Genomic DNA, 20,540 nt, shown 5'->3' on the forward strand with positions numbered 1-20,540 from the left:
GTGCGGTGTCCCACCCGGGGGATTGAGGTGCTCCCCGGTGCAGTGGAGGGCGGGGTCATGACGCGCGTGATTTTCATGGGCACGCCGTCGTTTGCTGTGCCGGCCTTGTCGGCGCTGATCGAGGCCAACTATGACATCGTGGCCGTAGTCACTCAGCCGGATGCGCCAGCCGGCCGCGGTCGGCAGATTCAATCGCCTCCGGTGAAGGCGCTGGCGCTGCAGCATCGGCTCCAGGTGATGCAGCCGGATTCGCTGCGTCCGCCCTCGGTCGTTGCTGAGCTGCGCGCGCTTGCGCCCGACGTGATCATCGTCGCAGCGTTTGGGCAGATCCTGCGCCCAGAGGTGTTGGCGTTGCCTCCCCATGGCTGCCTCAACATCCACGCTTCGCTGTTGCCGCGTTGGCGCGGGGCCTCGCCGGTGAGCGCCGCGATTGCGGCGGGTGACGCCGTCACCGGCGTCACGCTGATGCTGATGGAAGCCGGGTTGGATTCCGGCCCGATCATTGCGCAACGCCCTGAGCCGATCCGGCCGGACGACACGACCGGCTCGCTCACAGAGCGCCTGGCCCGGCTTGGCGCTGCGCTGTTGATCGAAACGCTGCCGGCCTGGTTGGCCGGCGCAATTGTGCCCCAGCGCCAGGATGAATCGCGCGTCACGCTGGCCGGGCGTTTGAAGAAAGAAGACGGCCGTCTGGATTGGTCGCGCAGTGCCGAAGCGCTGGAGCGGCATGTGCGCGCCATGTCCCCCTGGCCTTCGGCGTTCACCACCTGGCAGGGACGGCAGATGAAAGTGCTGCGCGCCGCGATCGCCGCGGCTGCGTGCGCTCCAGGCCTGCCACCCGGCGGCGTGAGCGTGGATCGCAGCGGCGTCTACGTGCGTTGCGGCGACGGCGCATTGCGCCTGCTGGAAGTGCAGATGGAGGGCAAACCGGCCATGGAGGCCGCTGCCTTCGCGCGCGGCCATCCGAATTTGGCCGGCAGCACACTCGGCCAGTGACGGAAGCCACCTGACTCCTCCCCACCCTCTCTGCCGTTGGGTTTCGTCCTTCCGGCGCTGTCCACACAGGCCGTCCAGACGCGCACGAGCAACCCGATCAGCCTGCGCCTCACGCGCCGGGCGCTTTTTCAGACTGCCACCACACCGATTCGGCCAGCGATGTCGCGCGATCCAACAGTCGTGCCGTCCAAGCCGCGATCGGCCCACGTGTCCGAGAAAAGTTAGGACGCTCTCTAAGGCTCCTTTAAGCCTTGATATACTAAACTGCGAGCTTGCTTGGGAGTGAACGGAGTGAACATCGAGTTGCGATTACGCAACGGAAGGAGCGTCTTGAGTGAAATCCTGATTCTGAACACCCAAACCGAGTATGTCGAACAGTGCGCCGCCTTGCAGCCGCTATGCTATCCCACCTTAGCCAAAGAAGAACAGTTCACGGCGGAGCACTTCCTCAGCCATATTCGGCTGTTCCCAGAAGGCCAATTCATGGCGATTGACCGCGAGACCGGCCACGTCGTCGGCACCACCGCGGGTTTCCTCACCTACTACGATCAAATAGACCAAGAACACTTTCAGCATCATAAATTTATTGACGCCATCGCCGGTGGATGGCTAACCAATCACAACCCCCACGGCAACTATTACTACGGCGTGGATATGTGTGTGCATCCAGACTATCGTGGGCGTGGGATCGCGCGCAGGTTGCACGATGCGCGCAAAGCGTTGTGCAAACGGCTGAACCTGAAAGGTCAAGTGATCGGCGGCATGATCCCCGGCTTTGCCAATTACAAGCATGTGATGACGGCGCACGAGTATGTGCGCTGCGTGCAAGCCGGATTGATCTACGACAGCACGCTGACCACCCAACTGCGCAACGGCTTTGTGCTCCGCGGCATGTTGCAAAACTACCTGAATGATCCCCCAACCGACGGATGGTCTACGCTGCTGGAATGGCGCAACCCAGACTATGTAGAACCCGGCCAGCCCGCGCCGCCGGTGTCTCAAGACGCATCGCACCCTCCACCGGCGACCGCTCGCCCGCCCAGCGTTTCATAGGCCGGCATCGCGGCATCGCAGCGCAAATTCACAATTCCGCGCAAAGCCTGTAAAATGGCGACAGCGAAAGGCAAAGAACGAGACAAGTAGCCCTTCGCAAAAGCGCACAGAGAGCAGCGCGGGTGGGTGAGAGCGCTGCGCGTGGAGCGAAGGGCGAATGGACTCGGGAGCTGCGAGCTGAACGGGGCGCCAAAACACGCTCCCAGTAGGTAAGCCGGAGCCGCCACCGTTACAAGGCGGAGCGAATGATGGTTCGCGCAAAAGGGGCGGCTAGATCGGCCGCCCGAAGCAGGGTGGCACCACGAGCAACGCCTCTCGTCCCTCAAGATGAGAGGCGTTGTTGTTTGCATGGAGTTCTGACCGATGGGACAACTGACGATCACACCCTCCCTTGAAGGGATGCGCGCGCTGAGCGAGCGCGGCAATCTGATCCCGATCTACGCTGAATTGCCATCCGACCTGGATACGCCGGTTTCGCTCTTCCTGCGGCTGGCCGGCGATGACCCCGCCTTCCTCTTGGAGAGCGTCTCCGGCGGCGAGCAGGTCGCGCGCTACTCGTTCATCGGCGTGCACCTGCGCGAGGCGCTGGTGTTCCGCGATGGCCGACTCCACCGCCACACGCTCACGCCGGACGGGCTGACAGCGCAGCCCTTCCCTGCCGGCGAAGGCGACGTGTTAGACCTGCTGCGCCGCGAGATGGCCAAATATCGCTTCGTGCCGTCGCCACAATTGCCGCGCTTCTGCGGCGGGTTAGTAGGTTACACCGGCTACGACGTAGTGCGGCAGTTCGAGCGCCTGCCGGCGTCCGCCGCTGATGTGCTGCACCTTCCCGAAGCCGCTTACTTGCTGGCCAATACGCTGGTCGCATTCGATCACGCGCGCCACCGATTGCTGATCATCGCCAATGCCTACCTGGACGGCGCGCCCACCCTGGTCGAAGCTTACGAGGACGCCGTCGCACGCATTAAGACGATCCATGCGCGGTTGAGCGCGCCGATGGCTACGCTCAAGCCCAATCCGCAGGCCATGTGCACGCCGCCGCGCGCGAACAAGTCGCAGGCAGAATTCGAGCAGATGGTGCGCACGGCCAAGGAGCATATTCGGGCCGGCGACATCTTCCAGGTGGTGCTATCGCGGCGGATCGAGCGGCGCACGACGGCTCACCCATTCACCATCTACCGCACGCTGCGTATGTTGAATCCATCGCCGTGGATGTTCTACTTCAACTTCGATGGGCTGCTGACGGAGAATCTGAAGCTGATCGGCGCGTCGCCGGAGATGCACGCGCGCTTCGAGAACGGCATTGCTAGCGTGCGGCCGATTGCTGGCACACGCCGGCGCGGCTCCAATGAACACGAAGACGCGGCACTGGCAAAGGAGCTGCTGGCCGATCCGAAAGAGCGCGCCGAACACGTTATGCTCGTGGACCTGGGACGCAACGACATCGGCCGCGTCGCACAATACGGCACGGTGCGCGTGCCGGAGTTGATGGTCATCGAGCACTACTCGCACGTGATGCACATCGTCAGCCTCGTGGAAGGCAGGGTGCGCGACGGGCTGGACGCCTTTGACGTGTTGCGCGCTACCTTCCCCGCCGGCACCCTCAGCGGCGCGCCTAAAGTGCGCGCGATGGAAATCATCGAAGCGTTGGAGGGCGAACGTCGAGGCATCTATGGCGGATGTGTGGGCTATTTCTCGTTCAACGGTCAGATGGACACCTGCATCGGCATCCGCACCATCGTGATGCGCGACGACATGTGCTATGTGCAGGCCGGGGCCGGCATCGTCGCCGATAGCGATCCCACTGCCGAGTTCCACGAAACGCACAACAAAGCCCGCGCGCTGATGATCGCGATTGACGAAGCCGAGAATCGGTAGGCGGAAATAGAAGCCAGTCTCCCATCCCCAATCTCAAACGGTGGAATCCAATGATCATCGTCATTGATAACTACGATTCGTTCACCTACAACCTGGTGCAATACTTGGGCGAGCTAGGCGCGGAATTGCGCGTCTTCCGCAACGACCAGGTGACGCTCGATCAGCTCAAAGCGCTCAAGCCCAGGGGATTCGTGATCTCGCCGGGGCCGGGCACGCCGCAGCAGGACAGCGGCATCAGCAACGATGTGCTGCGCGAGTTCAGCGGCCAGACGCCCATCCTTGGCGTGTGCCTGGGGCAGCAGTGCATCGGACATGTGTTCGGCGGCAGCGTCGTCCACGCGCCGCGGCTGATGCACGGCAAAACATCGCTCATCCACCACAACGGGCGCGACCTGTTCCGCGGCCTGCCCAACCCGTTCGAGGCAACGCGCTACCATTCGTTGATCGTAGCCGAGCCGCTGCCGCCGGCGCTCGAGGTCACCGCGTTCACCGCAGAAGGCGAAGTGATGGGCCTGCGCCACAAGCAACATCCCACCTTCGGCGTGCAGTTTCATCCCGAAAGCATCTTGACCCAGAACGGCAAACAGATCATCGCCAATTTCCTCGCCATGGGGTGAGCGCAAGGATGACCGATGCCTCGATCCGTTAGTTGAGGCGGTATAATGTCGCCCGCTTTGCAGCCGCGAAGCGCGTCGGCCCCATGGGCGCGAATCTCGAACATTCCGTCAGCTCCGGCCAACGATGCTACATCCGTGAGTAGGTCCACGCGACCGATGGGCGGCTGTACCGCAAACCGAAGGAGGCTGAACACTCATGGCAGACAAAATCGAATTGCGCGCGGAGATCCGCGCTGCCGTCGGCAGCGGCGTCAACGCGCTGCGACGCTCGGGCAAAGTGCCCGCTATCGTCTACGGACGCAACACGCCGAACATTCCCATTCAACTCGATGCGCGCGAAGTGACCAACACGCTGCGCAAAACCGGCCACAACACGCTCATCACCCTTCACATCGCAGGGAAAGACGCGCCGCAGATGGTGCTCACCCGCGAGGTGCAGCGCGATCCGATCCGTCGCACCATCCAGCACATTGACTTCTACGCGGTCTCGATGACCGAGAAGATCACGGCCAGCATCCGCGTGATGCTCGAAGGGGAACCCGAGGATGTGAAGAGCGGTGTCGGCGTGCTGTTGCAGGAGCGTGACACGTTGAAGATCGAATGCCTGCCGAGCGACCTGATCGAAGCAGTGACGATTGACGTGAGCAAAATGAAAGTGGACGACGTGGTGCGCGTCAAAGATGTCGTTGTGCCGCCGGGGATCACGCTGCTCGACGATCCGGAAGATGAAGTCGTCCGCGTCACGCGCTTCGTGGAAGCGAAGGAGGAGGCTGCGGCCGAACCCGCCGAAGTTGAAGTGATCGAAAAGGGCAAGAAGGAAGAGGCGGAAGGCGCGGAAGAATAGCCGAACGACGGAAGGGAGGCGATCGCGCGCCGTTTGGCGTCGCCGATCAACATCAACGGTCGGGCGCGCGGAGTTCACGCGCGCCCTTTGCTTTGCTCAACCGGTTACACTCTGCGAAGATGAACGCACACTTGGGCCGAGCCTGGCGCGACGCTGTGCTCCTCGTCGCCGGCGCCCTGATCGTCGGCGCAATCGTCTTTGCGGCCGGCCGGCCACAGCAGCCAGCGCCGGCGCCGCTTCAGTCGCCGCTGCAATCACCGATCCAGCCCACAGCGCCGATCGCTCCCGTCGCAACAACGCCGTCGTTCGCGCCCACGCTTGAACCCAATCCGTTATTCTCGCCCACGCCGTCCGGCGCGCCCGACATCCGCAGCACATCCGACGCCGTCATCGCCACACTCACGGCGCAAGCCATCCCCCCGACGATTCCTGTCGCCACGCGGCGACCCATCGGCGCCGGCCCTGAGCAAGCTGCGCAACCGCTGCGCACACCCACCCCACCTCCCGATCCTTCCGGCATCACGTTGCTATCGCTCTCCGACAAGGTGTATGCTGGTGGGGCAGTCGCGTTGACGATTCGCACGCAGCCCAACGCGGTATGTCAATTGCAGATCGCGCGGATGCGAGCCGACGGCAGCCAGCAGGTCGCGCCGATCCCGTCGGGGGCATCGCGCCGGGCAGGCAGCGACGGCATCGTCGCCTGGATCTGGGCTGTGGACGCCCACGAACCGATTGGGCCGGCGACGTTGCTCGTCCATTGCGATGCGATAGGCACCGTGCAGTATCAGGTCGAGGTGACGAATTGACGAACGACGAACGATGGGCGGTCGCGGCTGGACGCGCCGGCGCGTTCAACGCCAAGGGCGCGCCGCTCGACGTGCGCCGAATTCGCGCCGACTTCCCCATCTTGGCGCAGTCGGTCAACGGGAAGCGCGTCGTCTTCTTAGATAGCGCCGCTTCTTCGCAAAAACCGATTCAGGTGCTCCAAGCGATGGATGAGGTGTATCGTTGTGCATACGCCAACGTGCATCGCGGCGTGTACGCCTTCAGCGAGGCTGCCACTGCGCGATACGATGAAGCGCGTGCGAAAGTCGCCCGCTTCATCGGCGCACCGTCGGCCGAGCAAATCGTCTTCACCCGCAATGCGACCGAGGCGCTGAATTTGCTGGCCTACTCGTATGGGCGGCACTTCCTGCGTCCGGGCGACGAAATCCTCATCACCGAACTGGAGCATCACGCCAACTTCGTGCCGTGGCAGGTGCTGGCACAGGAACGGGGCCTGACGCTGAAGTTCATCCCCATCACACCCGAAGGGCAGCTCGACCTGCAACGGCTGGACGAGCGACTCACGCCGCGCACGAAGCTGGTAAGCTTCGCCCACGTGTCCAACGTGCTGGGCACGATCACCGACCCGCGCCCGATCATTCAACGCGCGCACGCCATCGGCGCCAAGGTGATCGTGGATGGTTCGCAATCAGCGCCGCACATGCCGGTGAACGTCGGCGCAATGGACTGCGACTTTCTGGTGTTCTCCGGGCACAAGATGCTTGGCCCGACCGGCATCGGCGTGCTCTACGGCAAGCGCGAGCTGCTGGAAGCCATGCCGCCCTTCCTCACCGGCGGCGACATGATCAGCGCGGTTGGGTTCGACGGGCCGCGCTGGAACGAGGTGCCGCTCAAATTCGAAGCCGGCACGCCGGCCTTCGTCGAGGCGATCGGCCTGGGGGCCGCCGTGGACTACCTGGATGCGCTGGGCATGGAAGCCGTCCGTGCTCACGAGCGCGAGATCACGGCCTACGCGCTCGAACGCATCAGCGAAGTGCCCGGCGCGAAGATCGTCGGGCCAACCGATCCGGAGATCCGCGGCGGCGTGGTGACATTCACGCTGGATCGCGTGCACCCACACGACCTGGCCTCGCTGCTCGACCGCGACGGCGTAGCTATCCGCGCCGGTCATCACTGCGCCCAGCCGCTGCACATCCGGCTCGGCCTGAGCGCCACCGCCCGCGCCAGCTTCTACGTTTACAACGAGTTACACGAGGTGGATGCCCTGATCGAAGCGATCTACAAGGCCAAAGCCGCGCTTAAGCGATGAGGGCTTGGGACATGCAAGACTTGTATCGCGAACACATCCTCGACCATTACGAGAACCCACGCCATCATGGGGTGATCGAGCACGCGGATATCTCACATGAGGAAAGCAATCCCTTGTGCGGCGATCGCATTCGCATTGATGTGAAGCTCGGCAGCGCAGGCGATCGCGTTTACATCGCCGATGCCGCCTTCACAGGCGACGGGTGCATCATCAGCCAGGCCGCCACCTCGATGCTGCTCGAAGACGTGGTGGGGAAGCCGGTGGATGAGATTGATCAAATCGAGCCACAACGTGTGCTCGACCTGGTGGGCGTGCCGTTGACAGCAGCGCGTGTGAAGTGTGCGCTGCTGGGCTTGAAAGTGCTGAAGACCGGCATCAAACTGTGGACGCTGCGACATCCTTGATCGTCGGATGCTTCCCTCCACCGAGCGCCCAGCATCGGGCACGCGCTCATTGACGCCACATGCGCTGCCTCATCATCTCCGACATTCACGCCAACCTAGCGGCCTTCGAAGCCGTCCTGCAGGATGCAGCGAGGCGACGCTTGCGATTCGACATCGTCTGGTGCCTGGGAGATATCGTGGGCTACGGCCCCGACCCCAACGAATGCATTGACCTGTTGCGCAGCTTGCCGCACGTGTGCCTGGCCGGCAATCACGACTGGGCCGTGCTGGGCAAACTCAGCAGCGAGACCTTTCATGAGCACGCCGCCTTCGTCGTGGAGTGGACTCGGGCGCGCCTGACCCGGGAGAACTTGAACTATCTGCGCGCGCGCCCAGAGCAAGACGTGGAAGGCGACTACCTGCTTGCACACGCCAGCCCGCGCGAGCCGATCTGGGAGTATGTGCTCGAGCTGAGCGTCGCAGAGGAGAACTTCGACTACATGCCGACGGCGTATGCGCTGATCGGCCACACGCACGTGCCGGCTATCTTCGTCAAAAACAGCGTCACGCTTGCAGTTTACGCCGCCGCGCCGACGCCAAGCATCCCGATTGCGCTCAAGCCGAACCACAACTACATCATCAATCCGGGCAGCGTCGGACAGCCGCGCGACGGCGACCCGCGCGCCGCCTACGCGCTGCTCGATACGGAAAAGTCGACCTGGACGCCCCATCGCGTCGAGTACCCTATCAAGCGCACCCAGGAGAAGATGCGCGCCGCCGGCTTTCCCGACCGGCTGATCGAGCGGCTGAGCCACGGCCGATGAGTGCGATATGTCCAAAGTTCGCCTGGATGCCCTCATGGTGTCGCGGGGCCTGGCCGAGAGTCGTGACCAGGCGCAGCGCCTGATCCGCGCCGGTGAGGTGCGCGTCAATGAACAGGTGGTGGATCAGCCGGCCAAGCGCTTCGACGAGGATGTCGCGATTACCGTCGCGCACGCGCCGCGCTACGTGTCGCGCGGCGGCTACAAGCTGGAAGCGGCGCTCGATCACTTTCACATCGCGCCGTCCGGCTGGGTGTGCGCCGACGTGGGCAGCAGCACCGGCGGCTTCACCGATTGCTTGCTGCAGCGTGGCGCAGCGCGCGTGTACGCTGTGGACGTGGGGCGCAACCAGTTGCACTGGCGCCTGCGCCACGACCCGCGCGTCGTCGTGATGGAGGGCGTCAACGCCCGCTATCTGGACGCGCTGCCCGAAGCCATTGCTCTGGCGACTGTGGACGTATCGTTCATCTCGCTCATGTTGATCTTGCCCAAGGTGTTCGGCTGGATCGCGCCGACGGCGAGATCAGCAGGCGGCGTCATCGCGCTCATCAAGCCGCAGTTCGAGGCCGGCCGTGCGCGCGTGGGCAAGGGCGGCGTCGTGCGCGATCCCCAGGTGCATCATGACGTCATCGCTCGCATCACCGCATTCTGTGCGCAGCAGGGCTGGCCGGCGCGCGGCGTGATCGAATCGCCCATCCTCGGCGCAGACGGCAACCAAGAGTTCCTCGCTTGGTTTGCGACAAATTGATACAATCGGCGTCAATCAACCTCATGATTCGGAGTCACCATGGCACTGACCGCAGAAGAAGTCATCCGCCTCAACAAAGAATACACCCTGTTTGAGTGGAACATGCAGGGCGGCTATACGCCGATGCCCATTGACCACGCCAAGGGCGTGTATTTTTGGACAACCGACGGCAAGCGCTACATTGACTTCAATTCCCAGTTGATGAGCGTGAACATCGGCCACGGCGACGAGCGCGTGATCCGCGCCATCCAAGAACAAGCCGCTAAGCTGACCTACGCCAACCCCTACGCCGCCACCGAAGTCCGCGGCCGGCTGGGCCAGATGCTGGCCGAGATCACCCCCGGCAACCTGAAGAAGTCGTTCTTCACGCTGGGCGGCAGCGAGGCCAACGAGAACGCGATCAAGATCGCACGCATGGTGAGCGGCAAGCACAAGATCCTGGCGCGCTATCGCTCCTACCACGGCGGCACCTATGGTTCGATGACGCTTACCGGCGACCCGCGCCGCTGGGCCAGCGAGCCCGGCATCCCCGGCGTAGTGCGCATCCCCGACCCTTACTACTACCGTTGTCGGCTGAACATCTCCGAAGAGGAGTTCATGGCCGAGTGCTTGAACCAGACCGAAGACATCATCAAGTTCGAGGGGCCGCACACCATCGCCGCCGTGCTCGTCGAGACCATCACCGGCACCAATGGCATCATCATCCCGACCAAGGCGTATTACCAGGGCCTGCGCCAGTTGTGCGACAAATATGGCATCTTTCTCATCCTAGACGAGGTGATGTGCGGCTTCGGGCGCACCGGCAAGTGGTTCGCCTGCGAGCACTACGACATCGCCCCAGACATCATGACCATGGCCAAGGGGCTGACCAGCAGCTATGCGCCGCTCGGCAACTGCATCGTGTCGGAAGAGATCGGCGCGTATTTCGATGACCACGTGCTGTGGGCCGGCTTAACCTATGGCGGCCACGCCTTGAGCTGTGCTGCGGCCATCGCCTGCATTAACGTCTACAAAGAAGATCGCTTGATCGAGCGCGCGGCGGAAATGGGCAAATTCCTGGCCGAGGAAGAAGACAAGCTCAAGGCCAAACATCCTTCGGTCGGCGACGTGCGCCACATCGGCCTGTTTAGCATCTTTGAGCTGGTGAAGAACCGCGAGACGAAAGAGCCGATGGCGCCTTACAACGCCAAGGGCGACGAGATGCACGTGATGAACTTGATCAAGAAGTTCTTTAACGACAACGGCCTGTTCACCTTCGTTCGCTGGAACAACTTCTTCGTGAATCCGCCTTTGTGCATCACCAAAGAAGAGCTGTGCGAAGGGCTGGAGATCGTGGACCGCGCACTGGACATTGCGGACGATTTCGTCGTCGCGTAACCCGCTGATTCGCTTGCATGGCGCCGGCGCTGCTGAGGCGATGGGGCCGAACTTGCTATGGCCCCCGCCTGCCGCGGCACATCGGCGAATGCCTGCGATGAAGCTGGCGCGTCGCTCGGCGCTAGGAGCCGAGCGACGTCGTGTGCCAGCCGAGATATGCCATGCGGAGAGGGGGCCAGCGCCGGCTATTGTTCCAGCGCTTCCAGTCCGGGCAAGCCAAAACCGCCGAGCTTCGGCACCTGGCGGCGATCCTCATCTTTGCCGAAGTGAATGACCTCGCCCGCTTCGTTGATCGCCTCGACTGCCAAGCCCAGCGACTGCAATTCCTTCACCAACACCTTGAACGACGCCGGGATGCCGGGTTCCTCAATCGGCTCGCCTTTGACGATGGCCTCGTAGGTCTTCACGCGACCTTGCACATCGTCCGACTTGACCGTGAGCATCTCCTGAAGCGTGTGAGCCGCGCCGTAGGCTTCCAGCGCCCACACTTCCATCTCGCCGAAGCGCTGGCCGCCGAACTGCGCCTTGCCGCCGAGCGGCTGCTGCGTCACCAGCGAGTACGGGCCGGTTGAGCGGGCGTGCACTTTGTCCTCGACCAGGTGCGCCAGCTTGAGCATGTGTAGGTAACCGACGGTCACCGGTTTGTCAAAAGGCTCGCCGGTCTTGCCGTCGAACAGGCGCATCTTGCCCAGCGTCGGCAACGGTTCACCGATCTCCATGCTGACCTCGTTGGCGAGCTCGCGCAGCTTCTCGTCGCTCAGGTTGCCCACCTTGCGCCCCATCGCCTCGAGCCACAGTCGCAGGCAGGCGTTCACCGCTTGGCGGTCGGCTTCTTCACGCTCTTGGTGCGAGCGCGGGTCGTTTTCATAGACCAGCAACGCTTGCGGGGCATATCCTTTCTCTTTCAGCCATTCATTCAACACGATGCGGCGTGCATACGTCTCATCCAGCGTGGCGCGGTCGAGGTCGTAGTCGCTGTCGGCCAACCATTCAGCGATGTAGGCCATGCGCGCGTCGTGGTCGTCGCGCAGCATCTGAGTATCCACATTGTTCTCGCGCAACGCCGCCCACGCGCGCTCGGTAATCTCGTGGTAAGCCCGATCAATCATCCAGGCGCGGCACAGCTCGGCCTCAATTTCCGCCTCCGAAGCGCCGTCAAACACCGGCGAGATGGCACGGAAGCCCAGGCGATTCGCTGCCCAGCCGAGGTGGGTCTCGAGAATTTGGCCGATGTTCATACGGCCGGGCACACCCAGCGGATTCAGGATGATGTCCACGGGCGTGCCGTCTTCGAGGAACGGCATGTCCTCGATGGGGACGACGCGCGAGACCACACCCTTATTGCCGTGGCGGCCGGCCATCTTGTCCCCCTGGGTGAGCTTGCGACGCTGGGCCACACTCACGCGCACCATTTGGTTTACGCCGGCGGGCAGGTCGCGGTGGTCATCGCGGTTGAACACTTTGACCTCCACCACTTTGCCGTGCTCGCCGTTGGGCAGGCGCAGCGAGGTGTCTTTCACTTCGCGGCTCTTCTCGCCGAAGATCGCGCGCAGCAGCTTCTCTTCAGGCGAAAGCTCCTTCTCGCCCTTCGGCGTAATCTTGCCCACCAGAATGTCGTTCTGGTTCACTTCGGCGCCAATCCGAACAATGCCATTCTCATCAAGGTCTTTGAGCGCTTCCTCGCCCACGTTTGGAATGTCGCGCGTGATCTCCTCTGGGCCCAGCTTGGTCTCGCGCGATTCGGTCTCGAACTTTTCGATGTGGATCGAGGTGAATAAGTCCTCGCGAACGAGGCGTTCACTCACCACGATCGCGTCCTCGTAGTTGCCGCCCTCCCAACTGAGGAAGGCGACCAGCACATTCTGGCCAAGCGCCAGCTCGCCGTTCTGGGTGCTGGATGAGTCGGCGATGACCTGGCCTTTCTTGATGCGCTGCCCCTTCACCACAATCGGATGCTGGTCAATGCAGGTGCTCTGGTTGCTGCGATTGTATTTGCGCAACGGATACACGCGGCGGCCCTTGCTGTTCTGCACCACGATTTGTCGCCCGGTGACGCTGATGACTTCGCCGTCCTCCGCCGCAACGACGAGCTGACCACTATCCATAGCCGCCTGCGATTCCATGCCGGTGCCGACGAGCGGCACATCGGGCTTGAGGAGGGGCACGGCCTGGCGCTGCATGTTCGACCCCATCAAGGCGCGCGAGGCTTCGTCGTGCTCGACGAACGGGATGAGCGCCGCGCTAATGCCGACGATCTGCTTCGGCGAGATGTCCATGTAATCTACTTGGTTCGGGTTGGCGAACATGAATTTCTGATATCGCCGCACCGAGATGCGGTTATCCAGGAACTCGCCTTTCTCATTCAGCCGAGCGCTGGCCTGCGCAATGGTGAACTTGTCCTCCGTGTCAGCCGACATATAAACCGTCTCATTGGTGACGTAGGGCCGAACAGGAATCTCCGTGATCGTCTTGTAGCGCTGCAGCTTAACTGCCAGCTCGTGGTCAATCCGCGTGCCGGCTTGGGCGATGACCCCACCTTTGCTGTCTAGGACGTCCTCGCGCAACGTGCGGCCTTCGGTCTCAGACGCCACATTGGGCACGGTGTTCTTCACTTTACGGTAAGGCGTCTCCAGGAATCCATAGGCGTTCACGCGCGCATAGGTCGCCAGGCGGCCGATCAGACCGATGTTCGGGCCTTCGGGCGTTTCGATCGGGCAGATGCGGCCGTAGTGGCTGTGATGCACATCACGCACGTCGAAGCCGGCGCGCTCGCGGCGCAGCCCCCCCGGCCCAAGCGCCGACAAAGTGCGCTTGCTGGTCAACTCGCTGAGCGGGTTGGTCTGCTCCATGAACTGGGAGAGTTGCGAGGAGCCGAAGAACTCGCGCACTGCGGCGACCACTGGCCGAATGTTGATCAGATTGACCGGCGAGGGCGAATCATTGTCCGGCATGGACATGCGCTCCTTCACCATGCGCTCCATCCGGCGCAGCCCAACGCGCAGCTTGTTTTGGATCAGCTCACCGTTGGTCTTTACGCGGCGATTGCCAAGGTGGTCTACATCGTCCACGGGCAACACGCCGTTGTTGATCTGAATCATGTGCCGCAACAGCTCGACGATGTCGCGCTTGGTGATGGTGCGATGCGTGCGCGGGATGATGCCTTCGCAGTTCAAGCGCTGGTTCAGCTTGTAGCGCCCAACCCGCTCCAGGTCATAACGGCGTTGGTCGAAGAGCTGCTGTTGGATGAACTCGCGCGCGTTGTCTAACGTGGGCGGGTCGCCGGGACGCACGCGTTTGAAGAATTCGACCAGCGCCTCCTGCGCGATCGGTCGCGAGGGCTTGTAGGCCCACTCCGGCTCCTGCTTGAAAGTCGCCTCAATATATCGGTGATCGGGGTTATTGTCTACGTCGGCAAACAACGCGCGGATCTCTTCGTCGGTGCCGCTGGTCAAGATGTCCTTGGTGATGCCGTCATCCACCGCTGCCAGCGCGCGCAGCAGGATGGTGACCGGGATGGTGCGCTTGCGGTTGAACTTGAGGACGATATAGTCACTCTTGCGTGTCTCAAATTCCATCCAAGCGCCGCGGTCGGGGATAAGCTTGGCCTGGCTGAGCGGCCGGCCGCTGTTCGGGTCTTCTTCGGCGCTAAAGTACACGCCCGGCGAGCGGATGAGCTGCGAGACGACCACGCGTTCGGTGCCGTTGATGATGAACGTGCCGTTCTCGGTCATCAACGGAAACTCGCCGAAGTAGATCGTATCCACCTTATGCTCGTCGGTCTTGCGATTGTGCAATGCGACTTTGGCATACAACGGCGCGCCGTAGGTCAAGTCGCGCTCGACGCATTCCTCAATGCTGACCTTCGGCTCCTCGAACCAGTAAGTCAAGCCATATTCCCTCGCTTGTTTGTAGTTGCCGGGAAAATAAAGGGCCATCTCGCCGTTGAAGCTCTCGATGGGCGAGATTTCTTCAAAGAGTTCACGCAGTAGTTCGTCCTGGAACAACTTGAACGACTGGATCTGCACCTCAATCAGCTTGGGAAGGAGTTGGATGTCGGCCGCGCGGGCGTATGACTTCGTCGCTCCGTTCTGATACATCGCCATCAATCTACCGTCCTTCTTACGTGGTTGTTCAAAGATAACTAAAACTGCATCCGATCGCGGATGCGCTTTACATGCACAGCGGCGGTTTCGGGAGACGAATTTAAGGCGACCGGGCAATCCCTAGTCGCCTGTGTCCCTGAGCTCCCCTTTTCGGGGCGCGATTATACACGACTTTTTCCCCAAAGGACGATCACACAGGTCTGCCTGCAAGGTGTGACTCAAGCGCAGCACCCTGCGGCGCAGCGGCGCCGGCGCCCATTCCCTCGCTCATGCTGCCGTCCGGGAAGACGAACTGCCAGCGCCCGGAGCCATCCACTCACCATCCGCACGTTGCGCTCATGCGGCTCGGCCACCACCACCGGCGGCCCTTCCCGCGTGCCCACTAGCGTCTGGCGCACTCGACGAAAGGCTGCGCAGCGCCTAGAATCCGCTTTCACCGCACACTATGAACATCGGCATCTTCGGCGGAACGTTCGACCCGCCGCATCTGGGTCATCTGGTCGTCGCCGACCAAGCGCTCACCCAACTCAAACTCGACGAAGTCTGGTTCATGCCGGTCGGGCAACCGCCGCATAAGGCCGGTAACTCGATCAGCGGCGCGCGCCATCGCGCGCGCATGGTACAACTCGCGATCGGCGACCACCCGGCTTTTCGGCTATCGTTGATTGATATCGAGCGCCCCGCGCCGCACTACTCCAGCACGGCGCTGGAGTTGCTGGAGACGCGACATCCGCAGCACGATTGGTGCTTCATCATGGGCGCCGATTCGCTCGAAGACCTGCCGCACTGGCACAACCCACGCCGGCTAATTGAGCTGGCGACGTTGGCCGTGGCCAGCCGGCCAGGTGCGCATCCCGACCTGAACGCGATCGAGCGCGACATACCTGGTATAAGCAGCCGCGTGCGCTGGATTCACGCGCCGCTGGTGGACATTTCATCTACCGAGCTGCGCCGCATGGCGCGCCAGAACGCCTCGTTGCGCTACCTTGTCCCCTATCCTGTCGAGGTATACATCAGAACTGAACGACTATATCGGGATTGATCGCGGCTGGCGCAGCATGGCTTCGAAGCGCGCATAGGCATCATCCCAGCGCCCGGCTTCCTGCGGCTCGTAGGTGACGAGCGGGAAGGAACGCCGGATGACCTGGCGCGCATCCTCCGTGGAAGCCAACTCTCCGAGCGCCACCATCTGCATCAGCAAGTTGCCGATCGCCGTCGCCTCAACCGGCCCGGCCACGACCGGCACACCGCATGCATCGGCGGTGAACTGGCACAACAGCGCGTTCTGCGCGCCGCCGCCGACGACGTGCACGACCTCGACCGAATAGCCCAGCAGCGCCTGCAACTGATTGAGCGTGTAGCGATACTTGAGCGCCAGGCTTTCCAGGATGCAGCGCACCATCGCGCCGCGCCCGTCGGGCGCGAGTTGGCCAGTGCGGCGGCAGTACTCAGCGATTGCCGCCGGCATATCATCGGGATGCAGCAAGGTCGCATCGTCAGGGTCCACCAGCGCGCCGAGCGGCGGCGCTTGCTCGGCCATGGCGAACAACTCGCCGTATGGGATCAGGTCGCCCGTCGGCGACGCCCACGCGCGCCGGCACTCCTGCACCAACCACATCCCCATGATGTTCTTCAACACGCGAAACGTGCCCCCCACCCCGCCCTCGTTGGTGAAGTTGAAGGCCAGCGCCTGCGGCGTAATCATCGGCTGATGCGCGACGGCGCCCAGCAGCGACCAGGTGCCTGAGCTGATGTAGGCGTAACGCTCGATGGACGCCGGCACGCCGGCAACCGCCGAGCCGGTATCGTGCGTGGCCGGCGCAACGACGCGCGTCTGCTGCAGGCCATTCGCGCCGAGCGCGCGGACGAGCGACGGCGACAACGCGCCCAGATCCGTCCCTGGCTGGATGACCGGCGGCAAGAAATGCGTGGGAATGCCCAACGCCGCCAGCAGATCGCGCGCCCAATCGCCAGCGCGCGGATCGTAGCACTGCGTCGTCGTCACATTGGTGAACTCGCAGGCCTTGTGACCGGATAGCCAAAAGTGCAGCAGGTCGGGCATCATGAGGAAGGTGCGGGCAAATTCCAGCGCCGGCGCGCCGGCGCGCACCATCGCCAGCAACTGATAGAGCGTATTGATCTGCATGAACTGAATGCCGGTGGATTCAAAAATGCGCTGGCGGCCCACGCGGGCATCGGCTTCTTCCAACATGCCATCGGTGCGCGCGTCGCGATAGTGCCGTGGGTTGCCGATCAGCTCATCATGCGCATCGAGCAGCGCGAAGTCCACGCCCCAGGTGTCCACGCCCACGCTGGCGAGCGGGCCGCATTGCGCAGCGGCCTTGCGCAGGCCGGCGTGCACTTCGTCCCACAGCGCCAGCACATTCCAATACAAACGCGTGCCTACGCGAACCGGCCTATTGGGAAAGCGATGCGCCTCGGTCAACCGCAGCCGCTCGCCATCGAATGCGCCGACCATGGCGCGGCCGCTTTCTGCGCCGATGTCGAATGCCAGGAAACTGCGCGACGTCATGCCGCGCAGTGTAGAAGCGAAATCTGCAACAGACAAGACAAGCCGGCTGCGGCCGGCCTCTATAATGCTCTCATGGCAGACGCCTCCCCGATCACGCCGGAGAAATTCACCGAGGTTGCGCAGCAGATCGAAAAGCAAGTCTCCAGCGTGATCATCGGTCAGCAAGACATCATCCGGCACACACTGATTGCAATCATCGCCGGCGGCCATGTGCTGCTGGAGGGCGTGCCGGGCCTGGGCAAGACCAGCCTGGTGCGCGCCTTCGCCGATACGCTCAGCCTGCGCTTCGTGCGCATTCAGTTCACACCCGACTTGATGCCGGCCGACATCGTCGGCACCGACATCCTGGAGGACCAAGAGACGGGCAAGCGCGCCTTTCGCTTCCAGCCCGGCCCCATCTTCGCCAACTTGATCCTCGCGGACGAGATCAACCGCGCCACGCCCAAGACTCAGTCGGCGTTATTGGAGGCCATGCAGGAGCGCACGGTCAGCGTGCTGGGCCGCACCTACGCCACGAGCAAGCCCTTCTTCGTCCTGGCCACGCAAAACCCAATCGAGATGGAAGGCACTTACCCGCTGCCGGAGGCGCAGCTCGACCGCTTTATGTTCAAGCTCAACGTCAGCTTCCCCAAGCTCGACGAGCTGACCGCCATCGTTGAACAGACCACCGGCGAAAAGTCTACGCGCGCGACGAAAGTGACGGACGGCAACACGCTAATCGCGATGGGCCAGTTTGCGCGGCAGGTGCCCGCAGCTTCGCACGTGACGCGCTACGCCGCCGCGCTGGTGTCGGCCACGCATCCGGATGGCGAGGGCGCCACGCACGTGGTGAAGAAATATGTGCGCTACGGCGCCAGCCCGCGCGGCGCACAGGCGCTGCTGCTCGGCGGGCGCGTGCTGGCACTGCTGAACGGCCGGTTCAACGTGGCCATCGAGGACCTGAAAGCGCTTGCGCCGGCGGCACTGCGTCATCGCATCCTGCTCAACTTCGAGGGCCAAGCCGAAGGGATCAACCCCGACGACGTGATCGCCGACGTGACCGCCAAGGTCAAAGCGAGCTGAGGACGATGCAAACGCCGATTCCGCTCTCACTCTATGACCTCACGTGCGAGCAACTCGCCCATCAGCTCGCCGAGTGGGGCGAGCCGGCCTTCCGCGCTCGGCAGGTCTGGCACTGGCTCTACCAGCGGCTGGCCAGCAGCATAGACGAGATGACCGATCTTCCTCGCCCCCTGCGCGACCGGTTGAAGCAAACCTACGTGCTGGGCCGCATGACCCTCGTGACCGAGCAGCATTCGTCCGACGGCTGGACGCGCAAGTGGCTGTTCCGACTCGCCGACGGCAGCGAAATCGAGACCGTGCTCATGGAATACGACGGCCTGCGCCGCACGGCATGCGTATCTTCCCAGGCCGGTTGCGCCATGGGCTGTAGCTTCTGCGCCACGGGTCAGATGGGCTTCTTGCGCAACTTGCGCTCGGGCGAAATCGTCGAGCAGGCCCTGTGGGCGGCGCGCGCGCTGCGCGACAAAACACACGGCAACGAACGCCTGAGCAACCTGGTGCTGATGGGCATGGGCGAGCCGTTCGCCAACTACAACAACGTCATGGAGGCAGCGCGACGACTGATGACGCCGGAGCATGAAGGGGGGTTCGGCTTAGGCGCGCGCAAGATTACCCTCTCCACCGTCGGCCTTGTGGCGGGTATCCGGCGCTTCGCCGAGGAAGCAGCGCAAATCAACTTGGCCGTTTCGCTGCACGCCGCTACCGACGCGCTGCGCGACCAACTGGTGCCCATCAACCGGCGCTACCCGCTGCGCGAGCTGACGGCCGCTACGCGCGACTATCTGCGCAAGACCAACCGGCGGGTGAGCTACGAGTGGGCGCTGATTGACGGCGTCAACGACACGGTCGAGCAAGCCCGGGCGCTGGTCGAGTTGGTGCGCCAAACCAACCCCAGGGCCGGCGTCAACCTCGTGCATGTGAACCTGATCCCCCTCAATCCAACCAGCGGCTACGATGGTCATGCGTCGCGCCGTGCGCGCATCCACCGCTTTCGCGATGTGTTGACGCAAGCCGACATTCCCAACACGCTGCGCATCCGGCGCGGCATTGACATCAACGCCGGATGCGGCCAGTTGAAAGCGAAGACGGCGCAGACTGGGTTGGAAAATCAAACGGGCGGATGAGCCGCGCTCACCCGCCCGCGCAAACGAAGAGGCTCACCGTTACTTGCCCTTCGTCTTGACCATCGTGCGCAAGGCTTTGGTGGAAACCATCACCGTCTGCATGCGGCCGTCAATCATCATGCGGCGGCGCTGGAGGTTCGGCTTCCATGCCCGATTGGTCAACTTGAACGAGAACGAGCGAGAATGACCGAAGGTCGTCTTCTTGCCCGTCAATGCACACTTTGCCATGGCGTCCTATGCTCCTGCTTACCCTTGATATTTGCTCAAAAACTGTCTAACATCAAGGGACTATTCTACCATGCAGACGCTTAAGCAGGCGACCGCGCCCGATGGGGCGCAACAAGTGGAGGCGACGCCGCCGGCCGCCGGCCAGATCGTCATCTCGCCGCGCGCGGTATTCACGCTGGCGCGCAACGCCGCGCTCAGCACGTATGGCGTGGTCGGCATCGCCTCGCGCTTCACCGGCTTCGACTGCACCCACGCCGACCCGCGACGCGGTCTGGAAATCCAGATCACCGATCACCCGACGACCGGCAACAAGCACGTCGCCGTCACCATTCACATCATCGCCGAATACGGCGTGCGCATCCAGGCCGTGACCCGCAGCTTGCAACAGCAGATCCGATACAGCATCGAGCGCAGCACCGGTTACGCCGTGGACGCGGTGCACGTCCACGTCACCAGCCTGCGCGTGACGAACGCAGATTAAGCCCCCGCGCGGTCGTGCGTCGGCGAGGCGCACCGCGCGGCGGACAAGAACGCACGAGCAACTTTACTTTAGAACCTATCTCTAAACTTACGGAACGAGCCATAATAGGGATATGGATAATACCAGTGGGACGCGATACGCCGACGTTGCAAGTTGGGAGCTGTCTGATAGTCTGTGGGCGCGCATTGAACCGTTGT

General features: G+C 62.9%; 18 protein-coding genes. 15 read left to right on the top strand and 3 right to left on the bottom strand.

Features of this window, described 5'->3' with window-relative positions; genetic code table 11:
* The first annotated feature begins 57 nt into the window (after positions 1-57).
* The 11 genes from fmt to GXH28_RS12460 all read left to right on the top strand — a co-directional run bounded on the left by fmt (position 58) and on the right by GXH28_RS12460 (position 10,812).
* On the top strand, positions 58-996 hold the full coding sequence (gene fmt, locus GXH28_RS12415; RefSeq protein ID WP_169239350.1) for a methionyl-tRNA formyltransferase: 939 nt from the start codon (positions 58-60) through the stop codon (positions 994-996).
* Between the two features lie 330 nt (positions 997-1,326).
* On the top strand, positions 1,327-2,049 hold the full coding sequence (locus GXH28_RS12420) for a GNAT family N-acetyltransferase (protein WP_169239351.1): 723 nt from the start codon (positions 1,327-1,329) through the stop codon (positions 2,047-2,049).
* A gap of 363 nt (positions 2,050-2,412) precedes the next feature.
* Positions 2,413-3,927 carry an anthranilate synthase component I gene (gene trpE / locus GXH28_RS12425; RefSeq protein ID WP_169239352.1) on the top strand — a complete coding sequence of 505 codons (1,515 nt, stop codon included), beginning with the start codon at positions 2,413-2,415 and terminating at the stop codon, positions 3,925-3,927.
* A gap of 50 nt (positions 3,928-3,977) precedes the next feature.
* Positions 3,978-4,544, top strand: coding sequence for an anthranilate synthase component II (locus GXH28_RS12430; protein WP_169239353.1), 567 nt, complete (start codon positions 3,978-3,980; stop codon positions 4,542-4,544).
* 196 nt (positions 4,545-4,740) lie between these two features.
* On the top strand, positions 4,741-5,388 hold the full coding sequence (locus tag GXH28_RS12435) for a 50S ribosomal protein L25 (RefSeq protein WP_169239354.1): 648 nt from the start codon (positions 4,741-4,743) through the stop codon (positions 5,386-5,388).
* Positions 5,389-5,507: 119 nt separating this feature from the next.
* A complete protein-coding gene (locus GXH28_RS16465) occupies positions 5,508-6,194 on the top strand; it encodes a hypothetical protein (RefSeq protein WP_240550380.1) in 687 nt (228 codons plus the stop codon).
* Entirely contained in the window at positions 6,191-7,483 is a 1,293-nt protein-coding gene (locus tag GXH28_RS12440; RefSeq protein WP_255464577.1) for a cysteine desulfurase, read from the top strand. The genes GXH28_RS16465 and GXH28_RS12440 overlap by 4 nt, the downstream gene beginning before the upstream one ends.
* Before the next feature lie 11 nt (positions 7,484-7,494).
* Positions 7,495-7,887, top strand: coding sequence for a Fe-S cluster assembly sulfur transfer protein SufU (gene sufU / locus GXH28_RS12445; protein WP_169239356.1), 393 nt, complete (start codon positions 7,495-7,497; stop codon positions 7,885-7,887).
* A gap of 59 nt (positions 7,888-7,946) precedes the next feature.
* On the top strand, positions 7,947-8,690 hold the full coding sequence (locus tag GXH28_RS12450; RefSeq protein WP_169239357.1) for a metallophosphoesterase family protein: 744 nt from the start codon (positions 7,947-7,949) through the stop codon (positions 8,688-8,690).
* A 7-nt stretch (positions 8,691-8,697) separates the two neighbouring features.
* Positions 8,698-9,435, top strand: coding sequence for a TlyA family RNA methyltransferase (locus GXH28_RS12455; protein WP_169239358.1), 738 nt, complete (start codon positions 8,698-8,700; stop codon positions 9,433-9,435).
* A gap of 39 nt (positions 9,436-9,474) precedes the next feature.
* Complete coding sequence (locus GXH28_RS12460) at positions 9,475-10,812, top strand: aminotransferase class III-fold pyridoxal phosphate-dependent enzyme (protein ID WP_169239359.1); 1,338 nt, start codon at positions 9,475-9,477, stop codon at positions 10,810-10,812.
* Between the two features lie 185 nt (positions 10,813-10,997).
* Here the strand turns inward: GXH28_RS12460 and rpoB are convergent, their stop codons facing one another.
* Positions 10,998-14,915, bottom strand: coding sequence for a DNA-directed RNA polymerase subunit beta (gene rpoB, locus GXH28_RS12465; protein WP_169239360.1), 3,918 nt, complete (start codon positions 14,913-14,915; stop codon positions 10,998-11,000).
* Between the two features lie 445 nt (positions 14,916-15,360).
* Here rpoB and nadD point away from each other — a divergent pair, with 445 nt between their 5' ends.
* Positions 15,361-15,957: a nicotinate-nucleotide adenylyltransferase gene (nadD, locus tag GXH28_RS12470; protein WP_169239361.1), complete on the top strand. Its 597-nt coding sequence runs from the start codon at positions 15,361-15,363 to the stop codon at positions 15,955-15,957.
* Here nadD and GXH28_RS12475 read toward each other — a convergent pair.
* Positions 15,943-17,448: a rhamnulokinase gene (locus GXH28_RS12475; RefSeq protein ID WP_169239362.1), complete on the bottom strand. Its 1,506-nt coding sequence runs from the start codon at positions 17,446-17,448 to the stop codon at positions 15,943-15,945. The two genes, nadD and GXH28_RS12475, sit on opposite strands and share 15 nt — an antisense overlap.
* Before the next feature lie 72 nt (positions 17,449-17,520).
* On the opposite strand from GXH28_RS12475, the gene GXH28_RS12480 reads away from it, so the two are divergent.
* Entirely contained in the window at positions 17,521-18,510 is a 990-nt protein-coding gene (locus GXH28_RS12480) for an AAA family ATPase (RefSeq protein ID WP_169239363.1), read from the top strand.
* A 5-nt stretch (positions 18,511-18,515) separates the two neighbouring features.
* Complete coding sequence (gene rlmN, locus GXH28_RS12485) at positions 18,516-19,634, top strand: 23S rRNA (adenine(2503)-C(2))-methyltransferase RlmN (RefSeq protein WP_169239364.1); 1,119 nt, start codon at positions 18,516-18,518, stop codon at positions 19,632-19,634.
* A gap of 39 nt (positions 19,635-19,673) precedes the next feature.
* On the opposite strand, the gene rpmB is transcribed toward rlmN, so the two are convergent.
* Positions 19,674-19,862 carry a 50S ribosomal protein L28 gene (rpmB, locus tag GXH28_RS12490; RefSeq protein WP_169239365.1) on the bottom strand — a complete coding sequence of 63 codons (189 nt, stop codon included), beginning with the start codon at positions 19,860-19,862 and terminating at the stop codon, positions 19,674-19,676.
* Between the two features lie 70 nt (positions 19,863-19,932).
* Between rpmB and GXH28_RS12495 the strand changes: the two genes are divergently transcribed.
* Positions 19,933-20,343, top strand: coding sequence for an Asp23/Gls24 family envelope stress response protein (locus GXH28_RS12495; RefSeq protein WP_169239366.1), 411 nt, complete (start codon positions 19,933-19,935; stop codon positions 20,341-20,343).
* The last annotated feature ends 197 nt before the right edge of the window (positions 20,344-20,540 follow it).

Origin of the sequence: Candidatus Roseilinea sp. NK_OTU-006 (assembly GCF_012931985.1) — a bacterium.
In the GTDB taxonomy this organism is placed as follows: Bacteria; Chloroflexota; Anaerolineae; order J036; family Brachytrichaceae; genus JAAFGM01.